The following is a 25,221-nucleotide window of genomic DNA, read 5'->3' on the forward strand; positions in this document are numbered from 1 at the left end:
CCGGGGCCAACATGCTGACGCTTTCCTTATCCCATTTCCTGATCCTCGGCGCGATCCTGTTCGCGATCAGCGTGGTCGGCATCTTCCTCAACCGGAAGAATCTGATCGTCCTGCTGATGGCCATCGAACTGATGCTGCTTGCGGTCAACATGAATTTCGTCGCGTTTTCGCATTATCTGGGCGATCTCTCCGGACAGATTTTCGTTTTCTTCATCCTGACCGTCGCGGCGGCCGAGGCAGCTATCGGCCTGGCCATCCTGATCGTGCTGTTCCGCAACCTCAAGAGCATCCATGTGGATGACCTGGGCAGCCTGAAGGGTTAATCCATGGAAATGCAAAACCTCTACCTGCTCGTTCCGCTGGCGCCGCTTGTCGGCGCGATGATCGCCGGCCTTTTCTGTCGCGTGATTCCCCGCTGGCTGGCCCATACCGCGACGATTGCCGGCGTGGCGACGGCTTTCGTCGCTTCGCTGATCATCTTCAAGGATGTGACCGCCGGCAATACCTTCAACGGCCCGGTCTACACCTGGCTGACCAGCGGTGATTACACCTTCGAAATCGGTTTCCTGATCGATACGCTGACCGCGACGATGATGCTGGTCGTCACCTTCGTCTCGCTGATGGTGCATATCTACACCATCGGCTACATGCATGACGATCCCGGTTACAACCGCTTCTTCAGCTACATCTCGCTGTTCACCTTCTCGATGTTGATGCTGGTGATGGCCAACAACTTCACCCAGCTGTTCTTCGGCTGGGAAGCGGTCGGCCTGGTTTCGTACCTGCTGATCGGTTTCTGGTACACCCGCCCGACGGCGATCTTCGCCAATATGAAAGCCTTCCTGGTCAATCGTGTCGGCGACTTCGGTTTCATCCTTGGCATCGGCCTGGTTCTGGCCCATTTCGGTACGCTCGATTACGCCGAAGTCTTCAAGCAGGCCCCCGGTTTTGCCAATGCGACCATCAATATCTGGGGCGACCAGCAGTGGTCGTTGATGACGGTTACCTGCATCTGCCTGTTCATCGGCGCGATGGGCAAGTCGGCACAGGTGCCGCTGCACGTCTGGCTGCCCGATTCGATGGAAGGTCCGACCCCGATCTCGGCGCTGATCCACGCAGCCACCATGGTCACCGCCGGTATTTTCATGGTCTCCCGAATGTCGCCGCTGTTCGAGCTATCGACCACGGCCTTGTCCTTCGTCATCGTCATCGGCGCGATCACGGCTTTGTTCATGGGTTTCCTCGGCATCATCCAGAACGACATCAAGCGGGTGGTAGCCTACTCGACGCTGTCGCAACTTGGTTACATGACCGTCGCCTTGGGCGCCTCGGCCTACTCCGTGGCTATCTTCCACCTGATGACGCACGCTTTCTTCAAAGCGTTGCTGTTCCTCGGCGCCGGCTCGGTGATCATCGGCATGCATCACGATCAGGACATCCGTAACATGGGCGGTCTGCGCAAGTACATGCCGATCACCTGGATCACGTCGCTGATCGGCTCCCTGGCCCTGATCGGTACCCCCTTCCTGTCGGGCTTCTATTCGAAGGACTCGATCATCGAGGCGGTTGCCCTGTCCGATATTCCGGGTGCCGGTTTTGCCTACTTCGCCGTCCTCGCCGGTGTCTTTGTCACGGCCTTCTACTCCTTCCGGATGTATTTCCTGGTCTTCCACGGCGAAGAGCGTTTCGGCAAGGACGATGGTCACGACGCCCATGCGCATCATGACGACAATCACGATGCGCACCATCACGGCCTGGCACCGGGGCAGAAGCCGCACGAAACACCTTGGGTCGTGACGCTGCCGCTGATCCTGCTGGCAATTCCGTCGATGCTCATCGGTTACGTGGCGATCGAGCCGATGGTGTTCGGCGACTATTTCAAGGACGTGATCTTCATCGACCATCATGCGCATCCGGCGATGGAACATCTGGAGCATCACTTCCATGGTGCCGCAGCGATGGGTATGCATGCCTTTACCACGCTCCCGTTCTTCCTGGCGCTGGCTGGCGTCGTCCTGTCCTGGTTCTTCTACATGAAGCGCCCCGAGATTCCAGCCGCCATTGCCCGCCGTTTGTCCGGTGTGATTACGGTGCTCGAGAATAAGTACTACTTCGACAAGATCAACGAGTTCGTTTTTGCCGGCGGCGCACGCATGCTGGGCAAGGTTTTCTGGCGCGGCGGCGACGTCGGCCTGATCGACGGCTTGATCGTCAATGGTTCCGCCAAACTGGTTGGTTGGGTGGCTGCCATCAGCCGCCTGTTCCAGACCGGCTACGTCTATCACTATGCATTCACGATGATCATCGGCCTGTTCGTGCTGATGACCTTGTGGATCAATCGCGCCTAACGGACAGCTCGCAGAACAGCAAGGAATAACATGTCGAATTACCCGTTGCTATCTCTCGCCATCTGGATTCCCATCGTTGCCGGTCTGCTCGTGCTGGCCACCGGTGGCGACCGTAATGCGCCCTTGGCCCGGCTGCTTGCTCTGCTCGGGTCGATTGCCGCATTCGTGGTGACGATTCCGCTCTGGACCGGTTTCGATCATGCCTTCGTCGGCATGCAGTTTGTTGAACTGGAAAGCTGGATTCCGCGCTTCAACATCAACTACCACCTCGGCGTTGATGGCATCTCGATGCTCTTCGTCGTCCTGAACGCCTTCATCACGATCATTGTCGTCGCCGCCGGTTGGGAAGTGATCCAGGAAAAGGTCGGCCAATACATGGCTGCTTTCCTGATCATGTCCGGTCTGATGAACGGCATCTTCACTGCACTCGACGGTATCCTGTTCTACGTCTTCTTCGAAGCTTCGCTGATCCCGCTTTACCTGATCATCGGTGTCTGGGGCGGTCCGAACCGTGTTTACGCAGCGTTGAAGTTCTTCCTCTACACGCTGATGGGCTCGCTGCTTTTCCTGGTCGCCCAGATGTACCTCTATTTCCAATCCGGTGGCAGCTTTTCCATTCTTGAGTGGCACAAGTTGCCACTGGAGCTCGGACCGCAGATCTGGATCTTCCTGGCCTTCCTGATCGCCTTTGCGGTAAAGGTGCCAATGTGGCCGGTGCACACCTGGCTGCCCGATGCCCACGTTGAAGCGCCGACCGGCGGTTCGATCGTACTGGCCGCCATCGGCCTGAAGCTGGGGGCCTACGGTTTCCTGCGCTTCTCGTTGCCGATTGCCCCGGATGCGTCGCACGAGTTGTCCACCTTCGTGATCGCCCTGTCGCTGATCGCGGTCGTCTACATCGGTTTCGTCGCCCTGATCCAGGCCGACATGAAGAAGCTGGTGGCGTATTCGTCGATTGCGCACATGGGCTTCGTCACGCTGGGTTTCTTCATGTTCAGTGCGCTGGGCATCGAAGGTGCGTTGGTTCAGATGATCTCGCATGGCTTCGTTTCCGGTGCCATGTTCTTCTGTATCGGCGTCATGTACGACCGTGTTCATAGCCGTCAGATCGCTGATTACGGTGGTGTGGTCAACACCATGCCGAAGTTCGCCGCGCTGTTCATGCTGTTTTCGATGGCCAACGCCGGCCTGCCGGCTACCTCCGGCTTTGTCGGTGAGTTCATGATCATCCTGGGCGCTGTAAAGCTCAATTTCTGGGTTGCCTTTGCTGCCGCCACGTCGCTGATTCTCGGCGCCGCCTACACCCTGTGGATGTACAAGCGGGTCATCTTCGGCGATGTCGCCAACGAGCATGTCGCCGAACTGAGCGACATCAATGCCCGCGAATTCGTCATCCTCCTGGTGCTGGCTGCATGCACCCTGTGGATGGGTGTCTATCCGCAACCCTTCACCGATGTCATGCACGCCTCGGTCAACGACCTGCTGCATCACGTGGCCATCAGCAAGATTCAATAAACGGTAGCCGACATGTTCGACAATTTCGTTGTCCCCGATCTCCTGCCCGCCGCCCCGGAACTGTTCCTGGTCTTCATGGCGCTGGCTATTCTGATGATCGACCTGTTCGTCAAGGACAGCCGTCGTACCGTGACGTTCGCCCTGGCCCAGCTGACGCTGGTCGGCTGTGCTGCCATCCAGATATTCACCAGCAGCCAGGAAGTTGCCTACACCTTCGCCAACATGTTTGTCGATGACGTGATGGCCGACCTGCTGAAACTCTTTGTCTACATGACGATGATCGTCGTGCTGTTCTACTCGCGTGCCTACGTGATCGACCGTCCGGCGATGAACAAGGGCGAGTACTACATCCTGGCCTTGTTCGCGACGCTGGGCATGATGGTGATGATTTCCGCCAACAACTTCATCGCCATCTACGTCGGCCTTGAACTGTTGTCGTTGTCGCTTTACGCCATGGTGGCGATGAATCGCGAATCGCTGGCGGCGACCGAAGCGGCGATGAAGTATTTCATCCTCGGTGCCCTGGCTTCCGGCTTGCTGCTTTACGGCATGTCGATGATCTATGGCGCGACCGGAACCCTGGAAATCACGCAGATTTCGGAAACCCTGCTCAGCGGCGAAGTCAACAAGACGGTGCTGGTCTTCGGCCTGGTTTTCCTGGTCGCCGGTCTGGCCTTCAAGCTTGGTGTCGTTCCGTTCCACATGTGGGTGCCGGACGTTTATCAGGGTTCGCCGACGGCGGTCACGCTGATCATCGGTTCGGCCCCCAAGCTGGCGGCCTTCGCCATCGTCATGCGTCTTCTGGTCAGCGGCCTGATCACCCTCGCTCAGGACTGGCAGAACATGCTGATCATCCTGTCGGTGCTGTCGATGGCCGTCGGCAACCTGGCGGCCATCGCGCAGACCAACATCAAACGGATGCTGGCTTACTCCGCCATCTCGCATATGGGCTTCATGTTGCTCGGTGTGGTCACCGGTCTGGTTGGCGGCGACTTGCGTTATGCCCCGAATGCCTACAGCTCGGCGATGTTCTACGTCGTTTCGTATGTCCTGATGTCGGTAGCCGCCTTCGGCATGATCCTGATGATGTCGCGGGCCGGTTTCGAAGCCGACGAACTGGACGACTACAAGGGGCTCAACAAGCGTTCGCCGTGGTTTGCCGGCATCATGCTGATGATCATGTTCTCGATGGCGGGTGTGCCGTTCTTTGTCGGCTTCTTTGCCAAGTTCTCGGTACTGCAGGCGGTTGTCGCTTCCGGGCAGATCTGGCTGGCGATCGTGGCGGTTCTGTTCTCGCTGATCGGCGCCTTCTACTACCTGCGCGTCGTCAAGCTGATGTACTTCGACAAGCCGATCGAGGATACCCCGATCAGCGCACCGCTCGACGTGCGCGTGCTGGTCTCCGCGAACGGCCTGGCCATTGCCGCGCTTGGCCTGTTCCCGAACGTGCTGATGACGATCTGCGGTTATTCGTTGCTGCGTTCGCTTTGACGCGCACTTTGTGCATGTTTGCCTCGAACGCCCCGCTTGCGGGGCGTTTTCATTTGGGAGAGCGTGAATGACAACGCCCGACAGTCATCTGATCGAAACCGCTATCGCCAGCGAAAGCGTTTTTGACGGCGTCTTGCTGCATGTGCGCAAGGATCGTGTTCGTTTGCCAAACGGCGAGGAATCGGTCCGGGAGTACATCTCCCATCCCGGGGCGGTCGTCATCCTCGCTTTTTTGCCGGATGGTCGGCTGCTTTTCGAACGTCAGTTCCGTTATCCACTGCGCCGGGTTTTTCTCGAACTACCGGCCGGCAAGATCGACCCGGGTGAGGATGTCCTCGAAACGGCACGCCGTGAGTTACGCGAAGAGACCGGCTACGATGCCGGAAGTTGGCAACATCTCGGGGTGATGCATCCCTGTATCGGTTACTCCGACGAGAGAATCGAGATATTCGCCGCGCGCGATCTGCAACGCTCGGCCGGGGGGCAGCAACTCGATCACAACGAGTTTCTGGAACTGGTCACCATGTCGCCGGAGGAGGCCAAGCAGGCGGTTTGGGACGGGCGGATCACCGATGCCAAGACGATCACCAGTCTGTTCTGGCTTGGCAAGCCGTGAAATTGACGAAATTTACGGTCGACCGCAAGCTTGAGGGGTTTTTGACTGTTACTCGGTGGAATGATGTCCAAGTATTTGGTGCCTTACAACAGTTTCCACGATCTGCTTGAGGCGGATTCGCTTGATCATCTGGTTGCTCGTGCTCAGCGATTGGTTGAAACGCTCGGCCTCGATAAATTCGTCTTTGGCGGTTATTCGGCGCTCGCCGAGCCGGGCAGCGACCCGCTGATCCTGGGCAGTTATCCTCTGGCATGGCAGGAGCGCTATCGGCAGTTGCAGTTCCAGTCGATTGATCCCTGTGTGAGGCATTTCCGGAGTTCGCTCTACCCGGTCGTCTGGACGCGCAGGTTCTTCGCTGATCCAGCAGCCCTCGGCATGCTAGAGGAAGCGCGGTGCCATGGGATTTTTTCGGGTATCACCTGTCCTGCACCGCTCAGTTCCATCGGTCAGTTCTGCATGAGCGCGACCAATGGTGACAACATTGAGACTTCCTCCATCCACATGGCGGAGCGAGTGCCGGAAATCCACCTGTTGTCGAGCTTCTTTCTCGAGGCTTTTCGTGGCATGCGCCACGAAGCGCAGGCAGCCGTTGAACTGACCAAGCGCGAATGCCAGTGTCTGAGTCTGGCTGCCAACGGCTGCCGTGATGGAGATATTTCGGAAAAACTGAGGATTTCGGTACGCACCGTCGTTTTTCATCTGAATAATGCGCGCCGAAAGCTGGGTGCCAGCAATCGCAGTCAAATGATTGCCCGTGCCATCGTACTTGGTACTGTCACTCCCTGAATCCTGCTTATCGCATCGAAACCTGCGTGTTTCGACAGCTAGACGCTTCCCCAGCGTCGATCGGACAATTGCCCGGTAAAACAACAGGGCATGGCCGCCAGGAGAGCTCTTGGCGAGGCTGTATGCCCGAGCGGTTTTTATGAATGTGCCGAAGCAATTTCTATCGGGGGATCTGGGGATATGCCTTACAAACAAAAAAGTGCGCGCGCTGCCGGAGGCGCAGTGTTTGCCGTGGCGTTGATGGCCTTGTCGGGGTGCGCGACGCTTGATCCGGAGGCCTTGAAACCGGCGGAAGTCATGCAAACGGTGCAGGCGGATAAGGCGAAACTGGCAGAGGGTGTGGAGCCGCTGTCTGGCCCGCTGACGCTGGAGGAAGCGATTGCCCGGGCGATCAAGTACAACGCCGACGGTCGATTGAAGGCGATGGAAGAGGCTGTGGCCTACGGTACCTTCGACGCCGGCCGTTACGACATGTTGCCGCGTCTGGTGGCGGCGGCCGGGTATCGTTACCGGAACAACGATCTGATCTCGCGCAGCGAGGATTCGGTGACCGGCCTGCCGTCGCTGGCCAATCCCTATATATCGTCGAGCCGCGAGGCGACGACGACGGACCTGGGATTCTCGTGGAGCCTGCTCGATTTCGGGCAGAGCTACTTCGCCGCTAAGCAGAATGCCGACCGCGTCCTGGTCGCCAGTGAAAGGCGGCGCAAGGCGGTGCACACGCTGGTCCAGGATGTGCGCACGGCTTATTGGCGCGTGGTTGCCGCGCAGACGCTGGGCGATTCGCTGCGGGGCACGATCCGCGAAGCCGAAACCGTGCTGGCCGATGCCGGGCAGGCGGAAAAAGAGCAGCTGCGCTCACCGCTCGAACCGTTGCGCTACCAGCGCCAGTTGCTGGAAAACCTGCGTCTGCTCGAAGTCATCGAGCATGAACTCTCCACTGCCCGGATCGAATTGTCGAGCCTGGCCAGTTTGCCGCTGGTGCAGAACCTGCGGGTGATCGAACCGGCGGCGGCGATTTCGACTGCTTGGCTCGAAGTACCGGTCGATCAGATGGAAGAGCAGGCGCTGTCAAGTAACCCGGATTTGCGCGAGAGCATGTACAACACCCGCATCGCCCAGCAGGAAACCCGGCGCACCTTGCTCAGGTTGTTTCCCGGGCTGTCGTTCAACTACGCGCTGAGACACAGCAACGACCGTTTCCTGATCAACCAGACCTGGAACGATGCCAGCGCGCAGATATCTTTCAACCTGCTCGGCCTGCTGGCGATGCCGGCGCAGTTTCGTCTGGCCGAAGCGGGGGTGGCGCTTGCCGATCAAAAGCGGATGACGACGCAGATGGCGGTATTGACCCAATTGCACATTGCGCGTCAGCAATATGCCAATGCCGCCCGGCAGTTCGAGCGGGCGGACGCCATCGCCAATGTCGACGGGCGTATTCTCACGCACGTGAGCCATCAGGAGCAGGCCGAGAAACAGACCCGGCTCGAACGGGTGGCGCAGCGGACGTCCAGCATTCTCTCCAGCCTGCGCCGCTACCAGGCCCTGTCGAACGCCCAGGGGGCCGCTTCCCGGCTGCAGGCGACGCTGGGGCTGGAACTGACGGTGGCCGGCAACGACCGGATGTCGCTGGCGGAATTGACGACCGCGGTGGCGCAGTCGCTGAAGACCTGGGAAAGCGGCCGCCTGCCGCCCTTGCCGGTCGAAAAATCCTTGCCTAGCGGGGGTTGAATGCATGTCAGCCCTGTCTGGACTGGCTGCTGGCCGACATTGTCTTGCCATTGTGCTGATGCTCGCGGTACCTGTATCGGCCTTCGCTACCTCCCCCGCAGCCGTTACGCCGAAGCCTGCGGTCAACGCGCTTGAGAAGCGGGAAATCCGCGCTCAGCTTGCGCCGCGCCGCTACACCACGCTGGCCGCCGAGATCGGTGCCAAGATCAGCCGTCTGCCGGTGCCGGAAGGCGGTGCGTTCAAGGCCGGGCAGGCCTTGGTGCAGTTCGATTGTTCGCTGCAGCAGGCGCAACTGAACAAGGCGAAGGCGGCACTTGGGGCGGCGGAAAAGGTCTGGCAGGCTAACCAGCGTCTGGCTGAACTCAATTCGGTCGGCAAGGTGGAATTGCAGACCTCGGAAGCCGAAGTGCTGAAGGCGCGCGCCGAGGTCGCGGCGAATGCGGCGGTGGTCGGCAAGTGCGGCATCGCCGCGCCGTTTTCCGGGCGGGTGGCCGAGCAGCGGGCACGCGAACAGCAATACGTCCAGCCCGGCGCGCCGATTCTCGACATCATCGACGACTCGGCACTGGAACTCGAATTCATCGTGCCGTCGAAATGGCTGGCTTGGATCAGGGCCGGTACCGGCTTCCAGGTGCATATCGACGAAACCGCCCGGACTTATCCGGCCAAGGTCCAGCGCATCGGCGCCAGGGTCGATCCGGTCAGCCAGTCCGTCAAATTGAACGCCGTCATCGACGGCAAGTTTCCCGAACTCATCGCTGGCATGAGCGGCAAGGTCGTCATGACGCCGCCGGCCGGCCAGTAACCCCCGTATTTCGCGAGGTTGACATGAACCGCACTTGCCGCTCGATCTGGAACGAGGTCCGCCGTACCTTCATCGCCACCGCCGAATCGGTTCGCGCCAGGGGAAAACCGGCTTCCGGCAGTCGAGGACTCGACCGCTCGCTGGCCTCGCTGGCCGCGGGCGAACTGCTGGCGGACCGCGCTCATGGCGCCCTGGCGCCGCCGTCGGCATGGCTGCGCAGCACGCTGCGTCCGCTGGCGCTGGAGCAGCGTTTCATGTTCGATGGCGCGGCGGTTGCCACCGTGGTCGACGCTCACGTCGCCGATACGGCCCTGACCGATGCGTTGACGGCGGTTGAGGCAACTGCGGCGCAGACTGAACAGGGTGCCGCCGAACGAACTGGCGACAGCAAAGCTTCGCTGGTGCCTCAGGTCGTGCGCGAGGCTGACCCTGCCCTGAATAATGGCCGCAGGGAAGTCGCCTTCGTCGATACCGCCATTGGCGATTGGCAGACCTTGGTCGCTAGCATCCGTCCCGGCGTGGAAGTGGTATTGCTGGATGCCGGAGAAAGCGGTCTGGCGCAGATGGCGGCATGGGCGCAGACCCATTCCGGTTACGACGCGATCCATCTGCTTTCACACGGCTCGACTGGTGTCATTTACCTGGGGCAGGACAAACTGACGCAGAGTCGTCTGGACGATGCCGGGGTGAAGGCAGATCTGGCCGCGCTCGGCGCTGCATTGACGGCCGATGGCGACCTGCTGATCTACGGCTGCTCCACCGCGGCTGGAGATGCCGGACAGCGCTTCATCGCCGCCCTTTCCAGCATCACCGGCGCCGACGTGGCTGCCTCCGACGATGCCACCGGTGCGGCTCGACTGGGGGGGGATTGGACGCTGGAACAGTCGGCGGGCAATATCGAAACTGCCATCGTTCTGGCGGCTGGCAGCGAGAATGCCTGGGACCATGAGTTGGCGACCGTCGATTTCAGTTCCACGAAAACCGTTGCCGCCGATTACTCAAGCGCGTCGGTGACCGTATCGGGTGTCACCATTACCGGGTCAAGCTCCAGCTCAGCTGGGGTCAATATTACTGACCAGGATGCAATTTACGACACAAGTTACGGGGGAACGCTTTACAAGCGCAGCGGACTCGAGGAAGGAGGCGCTCCCGATTCCGCTCCACTGGTTATCAGCTTCAGTTCGGCCGTTAACCTGACATCCCTGAATTTAATTCTTTTTTGGGTGGATTTTGCGTTAACAGGGACAGGCTCGGAGTCGGTCGTAAAACTCCTGCTCACCCCTACAGGCGGGTCGAATTCCGCAGTGACCGCGACGTTCTTGGACAATAACTGGGATGGCACCGCCAATCTGAATTGGACCGGGGTGACCAGCGTCAGCATCACGCGTGTCGCCTATTACAACAGCGATACGACCATGGCCATCGGTGTCGATGACATCGTTTTCACCACCGGCCCGACGGGACCGACAGTGAGCGATGCCAACATTTCAGTGACCAGCGCCGGCACCGGTACCGGCGGCGCCTATAAAGTGGGCGATACCGTCACTGCGAAATGGAACAACACCTCCGGTGGTGAAAATCAATCCGGCATCACCGGCGTGACCATGGACTTCTCGGCCTTCGGCGGCGGGACGGCGGTGACCGCCAGCAATGACGGATCGGGGAACTGGACCGCCAGTTACACCATCACCTCGGGGACCATCGATGCCGCCAATCTGAACGTGTCGGTCAAGGCAACGGATGGCAACGGCAGCACCACCACCGCCGACAGCAGCAACCTGACGGTGGACAACCAGGCTCCGACCGTGACCGATGCCAGGATTTCCATTTCCGGCGCTACCGGCACCGGTGGTGCCTACAAGACCGGCGATACCGTCACCGTGACTTGGAACAACACCGGGGCGGGCGACAACAATGCCGATATCTCCTCGGTCAGCGCGGATTTTTCGGCTTTTGGCGGCGGTACGGTTGCCGCCAGTAATTCTGGTGGGAGCTGGACTGCTTCCTATGTCATCGCCGCCGGCTCCATCGATGCCATCAACCGCAACGTGTCGCTTACCGTCACTGACGACGCCGGGAACATCACTACGCGGACCGACAGCAGCAACGCCACCGTGGACAATCAGGCGCCCACGGTCAACGACGCCAATATCTCCATTTCCGGCGCTAGCGGTGCGGGTGGGGTGTACAAGGCCGGTGACACGGTAACGGCTACCTGGAACAACACCGGGGCCGGCGATAACAACGCCGATACCCTTGCCGCCGTGACCTTCGACTTTAGTGCTTTCGGTGGCGGCGCGGCGGTGGCCGCGACCAATGTCGGCGGCACCTGGACCGCCACTTACGTCATCGCCGCCGGGTCGATCAACGCCACCAACCGCAACGTGTCCGTCACCGTCACCGACAATGCCGGCAACACCACCACCCGGGCGGATACCAGCAACGCCAGCGTGGACAACCAGGCTCCCTCGGTCAGCTCGGTCTCGGTGCCGACCAACGCCACCTACGGCAACAACCAGAATCTGGATTTCACCGTTAATTTTGACGAAAACGTCACTGTCGATACCACGGGGGGCACGCCGCGCATCGCCTTGACCATCGGGGCCACCACCCAATACGCCAGCTATGTCTCGGGATCCGGCACCTCGGCGCTGGTGTTCCGCTACACCGTGGAAAGCGGGCTCAGCGACACGGATGGCATCACTGTCGGTGCCTTGTCCGTCAATGGCGGCAGCCTGAAGGACAGCGCTGGCAACAACGCCGCCGTCATCTTGAACAGTGTCGGTGCCACGACATCGGTACTGGTGGATTCCGCAGGACCGACCTTGTCGTCCTCGACTCCCGCCGACAATGCCACGGGGGTTTCCCCGTCGGCCAATATCGTTCTGAATTTCAACGAAAACGTTGCCAAGGGTACGGGCAACATCGTCATCAGGAAGACGTCCGACAATTCGGTGGTCGAAACCATCGCCGTCGGCGATGCCAAGGTCTCGGTCAGCGGCACGCAGGTGACTATCAATCCCGATGCGACCTTGCTCGACAGCACGGAATATTACGTCCTGATCGACAGCGGTGCCTTCACCGACAGCCACAGCAACGCCTATGCGGGGATTTCCTCGACCACGGCACTCAGCTTCACCACCACCGATACGGCACCGCCGCTGCTGTCGTCGTCATCGCCGGCAGACAACGCCACCGCGATCGCGGCCAATGCCGACATCGTGCTGACCTTCAATGAAAGCGTCGTCAAGGGCACCGGCAATATCGTCATCAAGAAGACGTCAGACGATTCCGTCGTCGCCACCATCGATGTCACCAGCGGACAAGTCACGATCAGCGGCAGCGTGGTAACCATCAACCCCACCAGCGATCTGGCTTTCGGCACCGAGTATTACGTTCAGATCGATGCCGGAGCCATCAAGGATCTGTCCAACAACAATTATGCCGGCATCGGCGACACCACCAGCCTGTCCTTCACCACCGGCGGCCCCAGCGTCACTGGAGTGACCGGCGTCGATGGCAGTTACAAGGCCGGCGACACCGTGGACATCACGGTCACCTTCGACGGGGCGGTGGACGTCACCGGTTCGCCCACCCTGACCCTGGCCAACGGCGCCACGGCCCTCTATGTTTCGGGCAGCGGCACCTCCGCACTGGTGTTCCGCTATACCGTGGCGGCGGGCAATACTTCTGCTGACCTGGACTATGCCAGCACCAGCGCCCTGTCCCTGGCGGGTGGAACCATCATCGCCAATGGCGGATCGGTCGCAGCGGTTCTGACCCTACCCACCCCCGGCGCGACCGGTTCGCTGGGCGATAACCAGAACATCTTCGTGGACACCACGGCGCCGACCGTTACCTCGATTGTTCGGCAAACCCCCTCTTCGGGAACCACCAACGCCGACACGCTGGTGTACCGCGTCACCTTTGGCGAAGCGGTCACCAACGTGGATGCTGCCGACTTCATCGTGACGGGGACCACGGGAACCGTGACCAACGTGGCCTCGGCAGGCGGCAATGCCTACGACATCACCGTCTCCGGCGGCGATCTGGCCAGCCTGAACGGCACTGTCACGCTGGGTTTCGCCGGAGGGCAGAACATTGCCGACAGCGCCGGCAATGCCCTGTCCAGCACCACGCCCAGCGGCACCAACCATGCCACCTATACCCTGGACAACACGGCGCCGACGGTGAGTTCGATCACCCGCCAGACGCCGTCCTCGTCGCCCACCAACGCCGATTCCATTACCTGGCGAGTGACTTTCGCGGAAGCGGTGAGCAACGTCGATGCCACGGATTTCAGCGTTTCGGGCACCACCGGCACGGTGACCAGCGTGGTGTCGGCAGGCGGCAATGCCTACGATGTGACCGTGTCGGGCGGCAATCTCGCCTCGCTGGACGGTACCGTCATCCTGTCTTTCGCCGGTGGCCAGAACATCGCCGACAGCGCCGGCAACGCCCTGAGCGTCACCACGCCCACCGGCACCAACGATGCCGGTTTCGTCATCGACAACACCGCCCCCGGTGCCCCCACGCTGGCGGCGACCGGTGGAGGGACGTCGACGTCCGTGACGCTCAGCGGGACGTCGACGGCCAATGCCACGGTCGAGATTTACCATGGCGCCACCGTGCTGGGGACCGTCACCGCCGACGGCACCGGTGCCTACACCTTTACCACCACCCTGGCGGCAGGGACGTATACGCTGACGGCCAAGGCCCGGGATCCGGCGGGCAATGAAAGCGCCGCCTCGGCTCCGGCCAGCGTCACCGTGAACAGCGAGGCCCCGCCACCGGTGATCAACGAGCCGCCCGCTCCGATGGAAACACTGCCGACACCGATGCCACCAACGTTCGACCTTCTGTCGCCGACGCTTAGCCCGGGAGTGAACCCGCTGGACAATACCGTACCGTCGGTTTCCATTATGGTGCCGACCTTGGGCCTAGTCATGGCAAGCGAAATACCGCGGTTTTCCGGCACCTTGATGACCGTACCGTCGGTCCCCGGCGGTTTCCAGGTAGTTGTGTTGCCGGGTGCGGCGGCAGGCGGCGATACGCTGATGGTCAACCGGGGAGTGCCCGATATGGTGGTGGAATCCGGCGGTGCACTCCAGCTCGTCATTCCGGCCGATGTCTTTGCCCATACCAATCCGCAAGCCAGCGTCCAATTGCGGATGACGCTGGCCGACGGGCGGCCGTTGCCGAGTTGGGTGAGCTTCGATCCGCGTACCGGGAAACTGAACGGCGTGCCGCCGGCCGGTTTCAATGGCGATCTGGTTGTTCGCCTGGTGGCGCGCGACAGCCAGGGCCGCGAGGCGGTGACTACCTTCCGCCTGGTGGTCGGCAAGGAGCGTCAGGCACCCGAAGGACGTAGCAGCCTGTCCGAGCAGTTACGCCTGGCGGCGCGTCCGTCGGGCATGGCGGAACGCCTGGCAGCACTGTCGCAAAGTATCGAGGCGGCGCGCCGCCTGCGTGCATGACGGACGCGAGGCCAGGGCAGAACAATCCGCTGCTGGTTTTTCTCGATCTCTGCCACCGCGCCCGGGCGGCGGTGGGGAACGAGGAACTGGCCTTCCTCGCGGTCAACGACACCCGGCGGCTGGTTGCCTACCGTCAGGCGGCGTTGTGTTTCGTCGGGCAAGGCGTCGTGGCCCTGTCCGGCGTCGTGCAGCCGGAAGCCAATGCGCCCTACGGGCATTGGCTGCTCAAGCTGCAAGGGCATTTGCTCGATACGGCCGCCGACGAGCAGCCGCGCCGCTTGATGGCAGGCGATCTACCGGACGAACTGGCGAACGAATGGACGGACTGGCTGCCGGCCCATGCCTTGTGGCTGCCGCTGGCGGCAAGCGTACGTCACCCGGGCAGTACGGCCGGCGGTCTGCTGCTGGCTGGCGATGCTGCCTGGAACGACGATGAATTGGCGCTGCTCGCTGAATGGCGGGGTGCCTGGCAGCATGCCTGGTTGGCCCTGTTCCGGCCGCCGCGCTGGTCGCCGCGGCAATGGTGGCGAGGTTTCCGGGGCTGGCTGCACGGGGCTGGCGATGGCAAATGGTGGCGGCGACGTCCGCTGCAGTTGCTGCTCGGTGCCTTGCTGGTGGCGCTGTTTCCGGTACGCCTGAGCGTGCTGGCGCCGGGGGAACTGGTGCCGGCCAATCCGGCGGTGATCCGGGCGCCGCTCGACGGCGTGATCGGACAGTTCCACGTTCAGCCCAACGAGGGGGTCAAGGCCGGGCAAGCCCTGTTCAGCTTCGACGAAGCATCGCTGACCAGCCGGCTGGCGGTGGCTCACCAGGCGTTGGCGACGGCCGAGGCCGAATACCGGCAGTTCGCTCAACTGGCACTGGCCGACAGCAAGTCGAAAGGGCAGCTTGCACTGTTGCTCGGCAAGATCGGAGAACGGCGTGCCGAGGCCGAATTCCTGGCCGGCCAACTCGAACGTTCGCGGGTGGTGGCGCCCCAGGACGGTATCGCCATCTTCGACGACCCGGGCGAGTGGATCGGAAAACCGGTGCAGACCGGCGAGCGGGTGATGCGCGTGGCGGCGCCGCAAGACGTCGAGATCGAGGCCTGGGTGCCGATCGGCGATGCCATTCCTCTGGACGGGGGGGCGCCGGTCAAGCTTTACCTGGCGGCCAGTCCGTTTGCCGCCGTGACTGGCGAACTGCGTTACCTGAACCACGATGCGGTGCCGCGGCCGGACGGCAATTATGCCTACCGGGCACGCGCCCGCATGGCCGATGCTGGCGACCGGCGCGTCGGTCTCAAGGGGACGGCCAAGTTGTCCGGTGGCTGGGTGCCGCTCGTTTATTGGGCGCTGCGCCGACCGCTGGCCGGCATCCGCCAGTTCTTGGCTTGGTGATGGCGTCGCCGGCATCACCGCTGCCGCCGTTGCGCGAGGAACTGGCCCTGTTGCCCGGGCCCGCCGGCAAGGACGGCCAGCCGACCCGGACCTTGCACGACCCGGTGCGCAACCTGTTCTTTCAATTGGACTGGGCGAGTTTCGAGATGTTGTCGCGCTGGCATCTCGGCAATCCGCTTGTCATTTTGTCGGCAATCGGTAAAGAGACGACGCTGCAACTTACCGAGGCCGACTGCGCGCTCCTGCTCGAATTCCTGCGCCATAACCAGTTGTTGCAGATTGCCCCGGGCGGTGCGCGAGGGCTTGCCGAACTGGCGGCGCAGCGCCGGGGCGGGCGCTTCAAGTGGCTGCTGCACAACTACCTGTTTTTCCGGGTGCCGCTGGTTCGGCCTGATGCCTGGCTGGGGCGCTGGTCGGGCGCGCTGGATTTTTTCTTTTCGCGCCATTTCCTGCATCTGACGCTGCTTGCCGGCGCCTTCGGGTTGTTCGGCATCTACCGCGAGTGGCCGGTCTTTTCGGCCACGCTGGTCGATTTGTTGAGCTGGCAAGGCATGTTTGCCTACGGGGCGACGCTGATCTGCGTCAAGACGCTGCACGAACTCGGGCATGGCTTCACCGCCAAGCGCTATGGTTGCCGCGTGCCGACCATGGGGGTCGCCTTCCTGGTACTGTGGCCGGTCGCCTATACCGATACCAACGAGGTCTGGAAGCTGACCCGCCGCGATCAGCGTTTGTGGGTCGCTGCCGCCGGCATGCTCACCGAACTGACTATCGCGGTGTGGGCGACGCTGGCCTGGGTGTGGCTGCCCGAGGGGCTGCCGAAGGCGATGGCTTTCCTGCTGGCGACGACGACCTGGGTGTCGACCCTGCTGATCAACGCCAGCCCGTTCATGCGTTTCGACGGCTATTTCCTGCTTGCCGACTGGCTGGAAATGCCGAATCTGCACAGCCGAGCCTTCGCGCTGGCTCGTTGGGACCTGCGCGAGCGCTTGTTCTCCCTTGGCGAATCGCCGCCCGAGCATTTTGCGCCGGTCAGGAGGCTTGCTCTGATCCTGTTTGCCTGGGCGACCTGGATCTACCGGCTGATCCTGTTCCTTGGCATCGCGGTGCTGGTCTATCACTTTTTCATCAAGGCGGTCGGCATCTTCCTGTTCCTGGTCGAGATCGGCTGGTTCGTGCTGTTGCCGCTGGCCAGCGAGTTCAAGGCCTGGCGCGAGCGCTGGCCGGCGATCCGCGCCAGTCGTCGGGCGCGGCGCAGCGTCTGGTTGGCCGCCTTGCTGCTTGGCCTGTTCGTGCTGCCCTGGCCGACCCGGGTGGGGGGCAGCGGCTTGTTGCAGCCGCAGCAGAAATGGGCGGTCTATGTGCCGGAGCAGGCGATGCTGGCCGAATTGCCGCTGCCGGATGGCGCGGCCGTGACGCCGGGCGCTGCGCTGCTCGTTTTTGCTTCGCCGCAACTGAGCAGCCGGGCCGCGCAGAGCGAGGCACGTCGGGAGCGCCTGGCCTGGCAGTCGGCGGCGGCCGGCCTGGACCCGGAACTGCGCCGGGATTGGCAGGTGCTTGACGAACAACTGATCACCGCCGAGGCGGAGGAGCGCAGCATTACCGCCGATGCAGCGCGCTACCGGCCGCTGGCGCCCCATGCCGGGCATCTGCGCGACCTCGATCCCGATCTGCGGCCGGGGCAGTGGCTGGCCAACCGCGAACTGGTCGCCCGGCTGGTCGGCGATGGCGCCTACGAAGTGGTCACCTATGTCGACGACGAGGCGATCCATCGCATCGCCGTCGGCGACCGCGGCTTGTTCACGGCCGACGGCGGTGCCGGGCCGGATGTTCGCTTGAGCGTCGTCCGCATCGACCGCGATGCGGCACGCACGCTGCGCGAGCCGGAACTGGCAACGCCTTTCGGTGGACATGTGCTGGTTCGTGAAAGGCAGGGCGTGCTTTACCCGGAGCGGGCGATCTACCGCGTGGTGCTGGCGGTCAAAGCGGATGCGGTGGCGCCGCAGCACAGTTGGCGCGGCCGGGTAAGCATCGCCGGCGACTGGGAAGCGCCCGGCCTGCGTTTCCTGCGCCATGCCGGTTCGGTGTTCTTCCGTGAGGCAGGGTTCTGAGCCGGCGGTTTTGGGTTCATTCCTGCGGTCGACCGCAGTCAACCAGAAAAAACGCCCCGGACGGCCGGGGCGTTTTCGATGGCGGTTCTGGCGAGGCTTAGCCGCAGGTCCCGACGGCGCCGCAGGCAGTGCAGAAGTCGCAGCCGTCCTTGCGGATCATCGTGTGGTTGCCGCACTCGCCGCACAGCTTGCCCTGGGTCGGCAGCACCTTGTTGCTGGTGGTGTCTTCGGGCGCTTCGAGGATACCCATCTGCTGCAGCGGGAAGCCTGCCTCGTCGAGGACGCCGAGCATCGCGTAGCGGTGGATGATCAGCTGGGCGATGTAGGCCACCGTGGACGGCCAGGTCTGCTGCTTGCGCGAGCCGGGGACGAAGGCCATGAAATCGCCGAGCGGCTCGGAATAGTCGAGCAGCTTGCGCAACTTCATGCCGATCCACGCCGGATCGATCACGCGCATGTCGAGCGACAGCAGCTTGCACAGGCCGTCGAGGGCGCGCGGGTAGTTGCCCGAGAGCCACATCGAGTAGGGGCGGGTGACACCGTCGGGCAGGGTGATTTCCTTCAGGCCGAGGACGAAGTCCTCGCCGGTCGAGGGGTTGTTCACATCGACGGTCCAGGACAGCGTGCCGTCGGTGCCGGTCTTCGGTTCCTTGGTCGAGAACAGCGCATCCTTGACCGGCGTCGGGCCGTCATGGCCGAGTGCGCCGAGTTGTTCGACACGCCAGTGGATGACCTGGGCCATCGCCGAAACGACCGACGGCATGCGCTTCTTTTCACCATGCGGCGGCATGTGCATCTCGAAGGTGTCGCCCGGCGTCTTGGCCAGGGCTTCGAGCTTCATTTCCAGCCAGCCGTGGTCGTTGGCGCGCATGTCCATCGACAGCGTCTTGGCGACGGCGCCGAGGCCGCGCGGTTCGGCCGGGCCGTTGGCCCAGACTTCGAACGGCCAGGCATGGCCTTCCTGCTCGACGTGACCGACGAAGAGGGCGAACTTGCCGATCGGCGAGTCGACCATGTAGGTCCAGCACAGGTTGCCTTCCGGCAGGCTCGGGCGGCCCGGCCAGCGCAGGCTGGAGAGCACCGGTGCCGGCAGGTTCTTGATCGACAGGCGACGGTTGGCGTCGGAGACGAAGTCCTGCGGCGACTTGCTGTCGTCGGCCGGGGCGGCGTCCTTGGCCGGTTCGACGGACAGGACCGAGCCGAGCACGCTGTTCGGACGATAGGTGGCCAAGCCCTTGAGACCGGCTTTCCAGGCCTGCATGTAGAGATCCTGGAAGTCTTCGTACGGGTAATCGGCGGGCACGTTCACCGTCTTCGAGATCGACGTGTCGATGAACGGGGCGACCGCGGCGACCATGTCGGCGTGGGCCTTGGCCGAGATTTCCAGGGCCGTCACGAAGTAATCCGGCAGCTTGCTGACGTCGCCACCCTGGTGCTTGTACAGGCGCCAGGCGTAATCCTCGACCGAGTATTCCTTGATCGTGCCGTCCTGCATCCGCTTCTTGCGGTTGTAGGTCCACGAGAACGGCGGTTCGATGCCGTTCGAGGCATTGTCGGCGAAGGCCAGCGAAATGGTGCCGGTCGGTGCAATTGACAGCAGGTGAGAATTGCGCAGACCGTGCTTGCGAATTTCCGCTTTGATGTCGTTCGGCAGGCGCGAGGCGAAGTTGCCGCCGGACAGGTAGAGCTCGGCGTTGAACAGCGGGAAGGCGCCGCGTTCCTTGGCCAGTTCGACCGAGGTCAGGTAGGCGGTGTCGCGCATGAATTCGCTGATGCGGGCGGCCATGGCACGCGCTTCCGACCTGTCATAGCGCAGGCGCAGCATGGCCAGGGTGTCGCCCAGGCCGGTGAAGCCGAGACCGACACGACGCTTGTTGGCGGCTTCCTGAGCCTGGCGCTCGAGCGGCCAATGGGTCGCGTCGAGGACGTTGTCGAGCATGCGGGTGGACACCCGGACGACTTCGGCGAAGGCGTCGAAATCGAAGCTGGCGGCGTCGGAGAAGGCGTCGCGGACGAACAGCGTCAGGTTGATCGAACCCAGGCAGCAGCAGCCGTACGGCGGCAGCGGCTGTTCGGCGCAGGGGTTGGTGGCCTCGATCACTTCGCAGTAATTGAGGTTGTTGTCCTTGTTCATCCGGTCGAGGAACAGGATGCCCGGTTCGGCGTGGTCGTAGGTGGACTTCATCACCTGATCCCAGAGGTCGCGAGCGCGCACCTTGCGGTAGACCCAGATGCCGTCGTCGCGCTGGTAGGCGCCGGCCGACTTCATGTCGGCATTCGGTTCGGCGCGGTGGGTCAGTTCGACGAAGCCGTCGGCATCGACCGCCGTCATGAATTCATCGGTGACGCCGATCGAGATGTTGAAGTTGGTCAGGTCGCCCTTGTCCTTGGCGTGGATGAACTCCTCGATGTCCGGGTGGTCGCAGCGCAGTACGCCCATCTGGGCGCCGCGGCGGGCACCGGCGGATTCGACGGTCTCGCACGAGCGGTCGAAAACGCGCATGTACGACACCGGGCCGGAAGCGCGCGATTGCGTGCCCTTGACGCGGGCGCCCTGCGGGCGGATCGACGAGAAGTCGTAGCCGACGCCGCCGCCGCGCCGCATGGTCTCGGCGGCATCCATCAGCGCCTTGTAGATCCCCGGGCGACCGTCGGTGTTCTCGACGATGGAATCGCCGACCGGTTGCACGAAGCAGTTGATCAGTGTTGCCTGCAGGTCGGTACCGGCCGCCGAGTTGATGCGCCCGGCGGGAACGAAACCGTTTTCCTGGGCCCACAGGAAGCGCGCTTCCCAGTGTGCCTTGTCTTTTTCCTGCTCGACCTGGGCCAGGGCGTAGGCGACGCGTTTGCGGACGTCGTGAACGTTGGTTTCCTTGCCCTTGGCGTATTTTTCGATGAGCACTTCGCCGGAGATTTCCTGCTCCGGCAGCGGTGCGAATTGCGGCGGTGCAGGGATGTCGGTCAACGACAACTGCTCGGCGGTTTTGCTCATTGCGGCTCCTCTCGGCGAATCCGGTGTTTAGTATTCGAATGGTGCAAAGCTACTATATCTAGTGGGTCTGGGCAATACGTTGACTAGATGCAGTATATTCTGCATCGCTTCGATGTGCCGTTGGCATGAGGCAAAAAAGCCCGAAAAAACAAAGCCCCGGCGCCTTTCGGGGCCGGGGCCGAAACGGGAAAATATTTTTTCAGAGGGCGAGCAGCGTCTGTGCGTGGTGCGCCATCATCCATTCCTCGTTGGTCGGGATGACCAGCACGTCGACCGTGCTGTTGCCGGCACTGATGACCACATCGTGGCGGGCGTTGGCTTCCGGATTGACGCGGATGCCCAGCCATTCCGACTGCAGGCAGACGCGGCGGCGGACCTCGGCGGCGTGCTCGCCGATGCCGCCGGTGAACACCAGCGCGTCGATGCCGCCGGCAGCGGCGGCGAGCGAGCCGAGTTCGCGGGCGATGCGGTAGCAGAACAGGTTGACCGCCTCATGCGCTTCCGGCTTGTCGCTGCCGAGCAGGGTACGCATGTCCTGGCTGATGCCGGAAACGCCGAGCAGGCCCGATTCCTTGTACAGGATGCGGGTCATGTCCTTGACCGACAGCCCCTTGGTTTCCATCAGGTGCAGGACGACGCCCGGGTCGAGGTTGCCGCAGCGGGTGCCCATCATCAGGCCGTCGATGGTCGAGAAGCCGAGGGTGGTGCCGACGCACTTGCGATTGACCATCGCCGCCATGCTGGCGCCGTTGCCGAGGTGGGCGACGACGACGCGGCCGTCGGCGCGGTGTGAATGTTGCGGCAGCGTGCGCGCAATGTATTCGTAGGACAGGCCGTGGAAGCCGTAACGCTTGATGCCTTCTGCGGTCAACGCACGCGGCAGGCCAAAAAGCTGGGCGACTTCCGGCTGGCTGCGGTGGAAGGCGGTATCGAAGCAGGCGATCTGCGGCACGCCGGGCAGCAGGCTTTGCAAGGCCTGGATACCGGCGACGTTGTGCGGTTCGTGCAGCGGCGCCAGCGGAATGAAGCTTTCCAGGTGGCCGAGCACCGTGGCGTCGACGACGATGGGTTTGGAATAGCGCTCGCCGCCGTGCACGACGCGGTGGCCGACAGCGACGATCTCCCAGCCGGTATAGGCGGCGAGGAACCATTGCAGCATGGCGTCCAGGGCGACGCTGTGGCTGACTCGTTCGCCGGCGATGAGCTGGTCGGCGATGCGTTCGCCGGCGCGGTTTTTCGCGACCAGCTTGGTGGCGTTGGTACCGATGCCGTCGATCTGGCCGGAGACCTCGGCTTCCGGCGAAATCGGATGGGTCAGCGGGAACAGCGCGAACTTGATCGACGACGAGCCGGCGTTGATGGTCAGGATGCCTTGGGCCATGTTCAGTTTCCTTCCTTGTTGCGTCTGGCGTGCGCCATCAGGGCGGCGATCACGCACGAGGCGGTACGGGTTTCGGCGGTGTCGGCGCGGCTGGTCAGCACGATCGGTACCTTGGTGCCGAGCACGATGCCGGCGCTCAGCGCGTTGGCCAGGTATTCGAGTTGCTTGGCCACCATGTTGCCGGATTCGAGGTCGGGCACGACGAGAATCTCGGCGTGGCCGGCGACCGCCGACTTGATGCCCTTGGTCTTGGCGGCAACGATCGACACGGCGTTGTCGAAGGCCAGCGGGCCGTCGAGGATGCCGCCCTTGATCTGGCCGCGGTCGGCCATCTTGCACAGGGCAGCGGCATCGAGGGTGGACTGGATCTTCGGGTTGATCGTCTCGACCGCCGACAGGATGGCCACTTTCGGCTCGGGGATGCCGATCACGTGGGCCAGGTCGATGGCGTTCTGGATGATGTCGGCCTTTTCCTCAAGGGTCGGCGCGATGTTGATCGCCGCGTCGGTGATCAGCAACGGCCGGTGGTAGGTCGGCACGTCCATCAGGAAGACGTGGCTGATCCGGCGGTTGGTGCGCAGGCCGTTGGCGCGGGCGACGACTTCGCTCATCAGTTCGTCGGTATGCAGGCTGCCCTTCATCAGCGCCTCGGCATCGCCGGTCTTGACCAGCGACACGGCCAGCGCCGCCGAATCGTGGCTGTGTGCGGCATTGACGATGCGGATGCCGTGCAGGTCGATGCCGTTTTCCTCGGCGACGGCACGGATTTTTGCTTCCGGGCCGACCAGGATCGGTTCGATGATGCCTTCCTGGAAGGCGATCACCGGGCCCTTCAGGGATTCCTTGTCGCAGGGATGCGCAACCGCGGTCGGGATCGGCTCCAGGCCCTTGACGCGCGACAGCATCTGCTTGTAGCGGGCGTGCTTGTCGTCGATGTGCACCTCCGGCAGGTGCATTTCCTGCAGGCGCGAAATCTTTTCCGACGGCGCCAGCACCTCGGCGGTGCCGCGCACGACCTGCAGTCCTTCCTGGTTGGTGCACAGGCATTCGAACAGCACGTGCCGGTTGTGATCGAACTTCTGCTTGACGGTGACGGTGATGGTGATGGCGTCGCCGATCGTCACCGGCCGCGCGAAATGCAGGGTCTGGTCGACCAGGATCGTGCCCGGGCCTGGAAACTGCGTGCCGAGCACCGTCGAGATCAGCGAACCGCTCCACATGCCGTGGGCGATCACTTCGCGGAACATGCCGCTTTCCGAATAGCCCGGATCGACGACGGCCGGATTGACGTCGCCGGTCAGGATGGCGAACAGTTTGACGTCTTCCGGCATCAGCGTCCGGGTCAGTGTCGCCGATTCGCCGACGGCGATCTCGTCGTAGGTCTTGTTGATCAGATAACGGGCTTCCTTGCTCTCATGCATGGGCATGCTCCAGCGTGTTTGAATGGGGTCAGGCGCGCAGCAGCTTGCGGCGCTCGTGGGCGGTATCGGGCGTGGGTGGCTCGATGTTGAGCTCCGGGTGCAGGGCGTTCAAGGTCGCCAGCACCCAGGGGTTGGCCTCGTAGGTGAATTCGCGGGCTTCCAGCGGTGCTCCCGAGACGGCTTCGACGAACAGCGCGACGGCCGCCGAACGGCTGACGCCGTATTCGCAATGGACCATCACCGACATCGCGAACGGTGCCGCCTGGATTTCGCGGACGAACTCGTCGATGCGTCGGGCCGTGGCGCGGTCGAACTGGCCGGGCAGCGGCGGCTGGAATTCGTCGGCCGGCACCGCATCGAAGAACGACAGGCGCAGCACGTGGCGGAACAACGGGTCCAGCCGGGCTTCCGGCGTCGTCGGATCGGTGATCGAGATGACCGCCATGTAGGGATTGCCCTCGAGCGATTCGGCCAGCTTGCGCGAGGTGAAGAAAACGTGATCGATGGTCATGCTGCGGTCGACGGGTAAAAAAAGGGGATTTTCATTCCATGAACACCGGATCGGAAAAGACCAGCGTGCCGTCCTTGCGCATCATCAGGTTGTCGGCCTTGATCAGGTCGGGCAGGGCGCCGTACTCGTCGGAAAAGACCTCCAGCGCCTGCAGCGATTCGCGGACCGTGTCGGCCCAGCCCATCGGCGTTGCCGTCAGGTGGTGCAGGGCGATCCGGCCCATGTCCTGAGCCAGGTTGCGCCACATCATGCAGGCATCGAAATAGGCGGTCGAAATCTTGGTCGCCACATCGGTGGTTTCGCCGCTGCCGGGCAGCGGATAGAGCCGTTCGACTTCGACGATGTGAAAGGGAAAGCCGCGACTCGACCTGCCGGCCGTGCCGTGATCGGCGAAAACGACGGGAAAATGCCGGCCGACCGGACGGTCGGCCGCCGTGTAGTAAGCGTAATCGGTCGGCGAGGAAAGAATCTTGTAGACGCGTTCCTGGCCGTCCACCGTCGCCGCTTCGACGACGATCGTGCTTTCGCCGCGGCCGATTTCCCGACGCCCGCGCAGCAGCGGGTGGTCGGGCACGGGATCGCTGATGATCGGGGCGGGCGCATCTGCCATGTCATTCTCCTTCGCACGGACCGGGATGACGTCAGCCTAGCGCAGGT

The 25,221-nt window shown here is 62.7% G+C and carries 16 protein-coding genes; 11 read left to right on the plus strand and 5 right to left on the minus strand.

Features of this window, described 5'->3' with window-relative positions; translation table 11 throughout:
* The first annotated feature begins 14 nt into the window (after positions 1-14).
* From nuoK to L0962_RS16080, 11 genes are all read left to right on the plus strand, one after another.
* Positions 15-323: an NADH-quinone oxidoreductase subunit NuoK gene (gene nuoK / locus L0962_RS16030; protein WP_301332271.1), complete on the plus strand. Its 309-nt coding sequence runs from the start codon at positions 15-17 to the stop codon at positions 321-323.
* Positions 324-326: 3 nt separating this feature from the next.
* Complete coding sequence (gene nuoL / locus L0962_RS16035) at positions 327-2,348, plus strand: NADH-quinone oxidoreductase subunit L (RefSeq protein WP_234087477.1); 2,022 nt, start codon at positions 327-329, stop codon at positions 2,346-2,348.
* A 30-nt stretch (positions 2,349-2,378) separates the two neighbouring features.
* Entirely contained in the window at positions 2,379-3,863 is a 1,485-nt protein-coding gene (locus tag L0962_RS16040; RefSeq protein ID WP_234087478.1) for an NADH-quinone oxidoreductase subunit M, read from the plus strand.
* Positions 3,864-3,875: 12 nt separating this feature from the next.
* A complete protein-coding gene (gene nuoN / locus L0962_RS16045) occupies positions 3,876-5,354 on the plus strand; it encodes an NADH-quinone oxidoreductase subunit NuoN (protein ID WP_234087479.1) in 1,479 nt (492 codons plus the stop codon).
* A 67-nt stretch (positions 5,355-5,421) separates the two neighbouring features.
* A complete protein-coding gene (locus L0962_RS16050; RefSeq protein WP_234087480.1) occupies positions 5,422-5,970 on the plus strand; it encodes an NUDIX domain-containing protein in 549 nt (182 codons plus the stop codon).
* Between the two features lie 78 nt (positions 5,971-6,048).
* Positions 6,049-6,756 (plus strand): autoinducer binding domain-containing protein, encoded by a 708-nt coding sequence (locus tag L0962_RS16055; protein ID WP_234087481.1) that lies wholly within the window; start codon positions 6,049-6,051, stop codon positions 6,754-6,756.
* A gap of 180 nt (positions 6,757-6,936) precedes the next feature.
* Positions 6,937-8,487 carry a TolC family protein gene (locus tag L0962_RS16060; protein ID WP_234087482.1) on the plus strand — a complete coding sequence of 517 codons (1,551 nt, stop codon included), beginning with the start codon at positions 6,937-6,939 and terminating at the stop codon, positions 8,485-8,487.
* A 4-nt stretch (positions 8,488-8,491) separates the two neighbouring features.
* On the plus strand, positions 8,492-9,292 hold the full coding sequence (locus tag L0962_RS16065) for an efflux RND transporter periplasmic adaptor subunit (protein ID WP_234087483.1): 801 nt from the start codon (positions 8,492-8,494) through the stop codon (positions 9,290-9,292).
* 23 nt (positions 9,293-9,315) lie between these two features.
* Positions 9,316-14,769, plus strand: coding sequence for a DUF4347 domain-containing protein (locus tag L0962_RS16070; protein ID WP_234087484.1), 5,454 nt, complete (start codon positions 9,316-9,318; stop codon positions 14,767-14,769).
* Positions 14,766-16,148, plus strand: coding sequence for an efflux RND transporter periplasmic adaptor subunit (locus L0962_RS16075; RefSeq protein ID WP_234087485.1), 1,383 nt, complete (start codon positions 14,766-14,768; stop codon positions 16,146-16,148). Before L0962_RS16070 ends, L0962_RS16075 begins: the two co-directional genes overlap by 4 nt.
* On the plus strand, positions 16,148-18,259 hold the full coding sequence (locus tag L0962_RS16080) for a site-2 protease family protein (protein ID WP_234087486.1): 2,112 nt from the start codon (positions 16,148-16,150) through the stop codon (positions 18,257-18,259). The genes L0962_RS16075 and L0962_RS16080 overlap by 1 nt, the downstream gene beginning before the upstream one ends.
* A 97-nt stretch (positions 18,260-18,356) precedes the next feature.
* On the opposite strand, the gene L0962_RS16085 is transcribed toward L0962_RS16080, so the two are convergent.
* The 5 genes from L0962_RS16085 to L0962_RS16105 all read right to left on the minus strand — a co-directional run bounded on the left by L0962_RS16085 (position 18,357) and on the right by L0962_RS16105 (position 25,174).
* Positions 18,357-21,251: an adenosylcobalamin-dependent ribonucleoside-diphosphate reductase gene (locus L0962_RS16085; RefSeq protein ID WP_234087487.1), complete on the minus strand. Its 2,895-nt coding sequence runs from the start codon at positions 21,249-21,251 to the stop codon at positions 18,357-18,359.
* A 199-nt stretch (positions 21,252-21,450) separates the two neighbouring features.
* Positions 21,451-22,632: an acetate/propionate family kinase gene (locus L0962_RS16090; RefSeq protein ID WP_234087488.1), complete on the minus strand. Its 1,182-nt coding sequence runs from the start codon at positions 22,630-22,632 to the stop codon at positions 21,451-21,453.
* Positions 22,633-22,634: 2 nt separating this feature from the next.
* Positions 22,635-24,053, minus strand: coding sequence for a bifunctional enoyl-CoA hydratase/phosphate acetyltransferase (locus L0962_RS16095; RefSeq protein ID WP_234087489.1), 1,419 nt, complete (start codon positions 24,051-24,053; stop codon positions 22,635-22,637).
* Between the two features lie 28 nt (positions 24,054-24,081).
* Positions 24,082-24,564 (minus strand): hypothetical protein, encoded by a 483-nt coding sequence (locus L0962_RS16100; RefSeq protein ID WP_234087490.1) that lies wholly within the window; start codon positions 24,562-24,564, stop codon positions 24,082-24,084.
* Positions 24,565-24,595: 31 nt separating this feature from the next.
* Entirely contained in the window at positions 24,596-25,174 is a 579-nt protein-coding gene (locus L0962_RS16105) for a hypothetical protein (RefSeq protein WP_234087491.1), read from the minus strand.
* Positions 25,175-25,221 lie beyond the last annotated feature (47 nt).

Source organism: Azonexus sp. R2A61 (assembly GCF_021401135.1).
In the GTDB taxonomy this organism is placed as follows: domain Bacteria; phylum Pseudomonadota; class Gammaproteobacteria; order Burkholderiales; family Rhodocyclaceae; genus Azonexus.

Bases quoted from the DNA above. Each gene is read 5' to 3' on its own strand.
- L0962_RS16070 (WP_234087484.1), top strand. From the start codon at position 9,316: ATGAACCGCACTTGCCGCTCGATCTGGAACGAGGTCCGCCGTACCTTC.
- nuoN (WP_234087479.1), top strand. From the start codon at position 3,876: ATGTTCGACAATTTCGTTGTCCCCGATCTCCTGCCCGCCGCCCCGGAA.
- L0962_RS16090 (WP_234087488.1), bottom strand. From the start codon at position 22,632: ATGGCCCAAGGCATCCTGACCATCAACGCCGGCTCGTCGTCGATCAAG.
- L0962_RS16040 (WP_234087478.1), top strand. From the start codon at position 2,379: ATGTCGAATTACCCGTTGCTATCTCTCGCCATCTGGATTCCCATCGTT.
- L0962_RS16085 (WP_234087487.1), bottom strand. From the start codon at position 21,251: ATGAGCAAAACCGCCGAGCAGTTGTCGTTGACCGACATCCCTGCACCG.
- L0962_RS16080 (WP_234087486.1), top strand. From the start codon at position 16,148: ATGGCGTCGCCGGCATCACCGCTGCCGCCGTTGCGCGAGGAACTGGCC.
- L0962_RS16050 (WP_234087480.1), top strand. From the start codon at position 5,422: ATGACAACGCCCGACAGTCATCTGATCGAAACCGCTATCGCCAGCGAA.
- L0962_RS16095 (WP_234087489.1), bottom strand. From the start codon at position 24,053: ATGCATGAGAGCAAGGAAGCCCGTTATCTGATCAACAAGACCTACGAC.
- L0962_RS16105 (WP_234087491.1), bottom strand. From the start codon at position 25,174: ATGGCAGATGCGCCCGCCCCGATCATCAGCGATCCCGTGCCCGACCAC.
- L0962_RS16065 (WP_234087483.1), top strand. From the start codon at position 8,492: ATGTCAGCCCTGTCTGGACTGGCTGCTGGCCGACATTGTCTTGCCATT.
- L0962_RS16060 (WP_234087482.1), top strand. From the start codon at position 6,937: ATGCCTTACAAACAAAAAAGTGCGCGCGCTGCCGGAGGCGCAGTGTTT.
- L0962_RS16075 (WP_234087485.1), top strand. From the start codon at position 14,766: ATGACGGACGCGAGGCCAGGGCAGAACAATCCGCTGCTGGTTTTTCTC.
- L0962_RS16100 (WP_234087490.1), bottom strand. From the start codon at position 24,564: ATGACCATCGATCACGTTTTCTTCACCTCGCGCAAGCTGGCCGAATCG.
- nuoL (WP_234087477.1), top strand. From the start codon at position 327: ATGGAAATGCAAAACCTCTACCTGCTCGTTCCGCTGGCGCCGCTTGTC.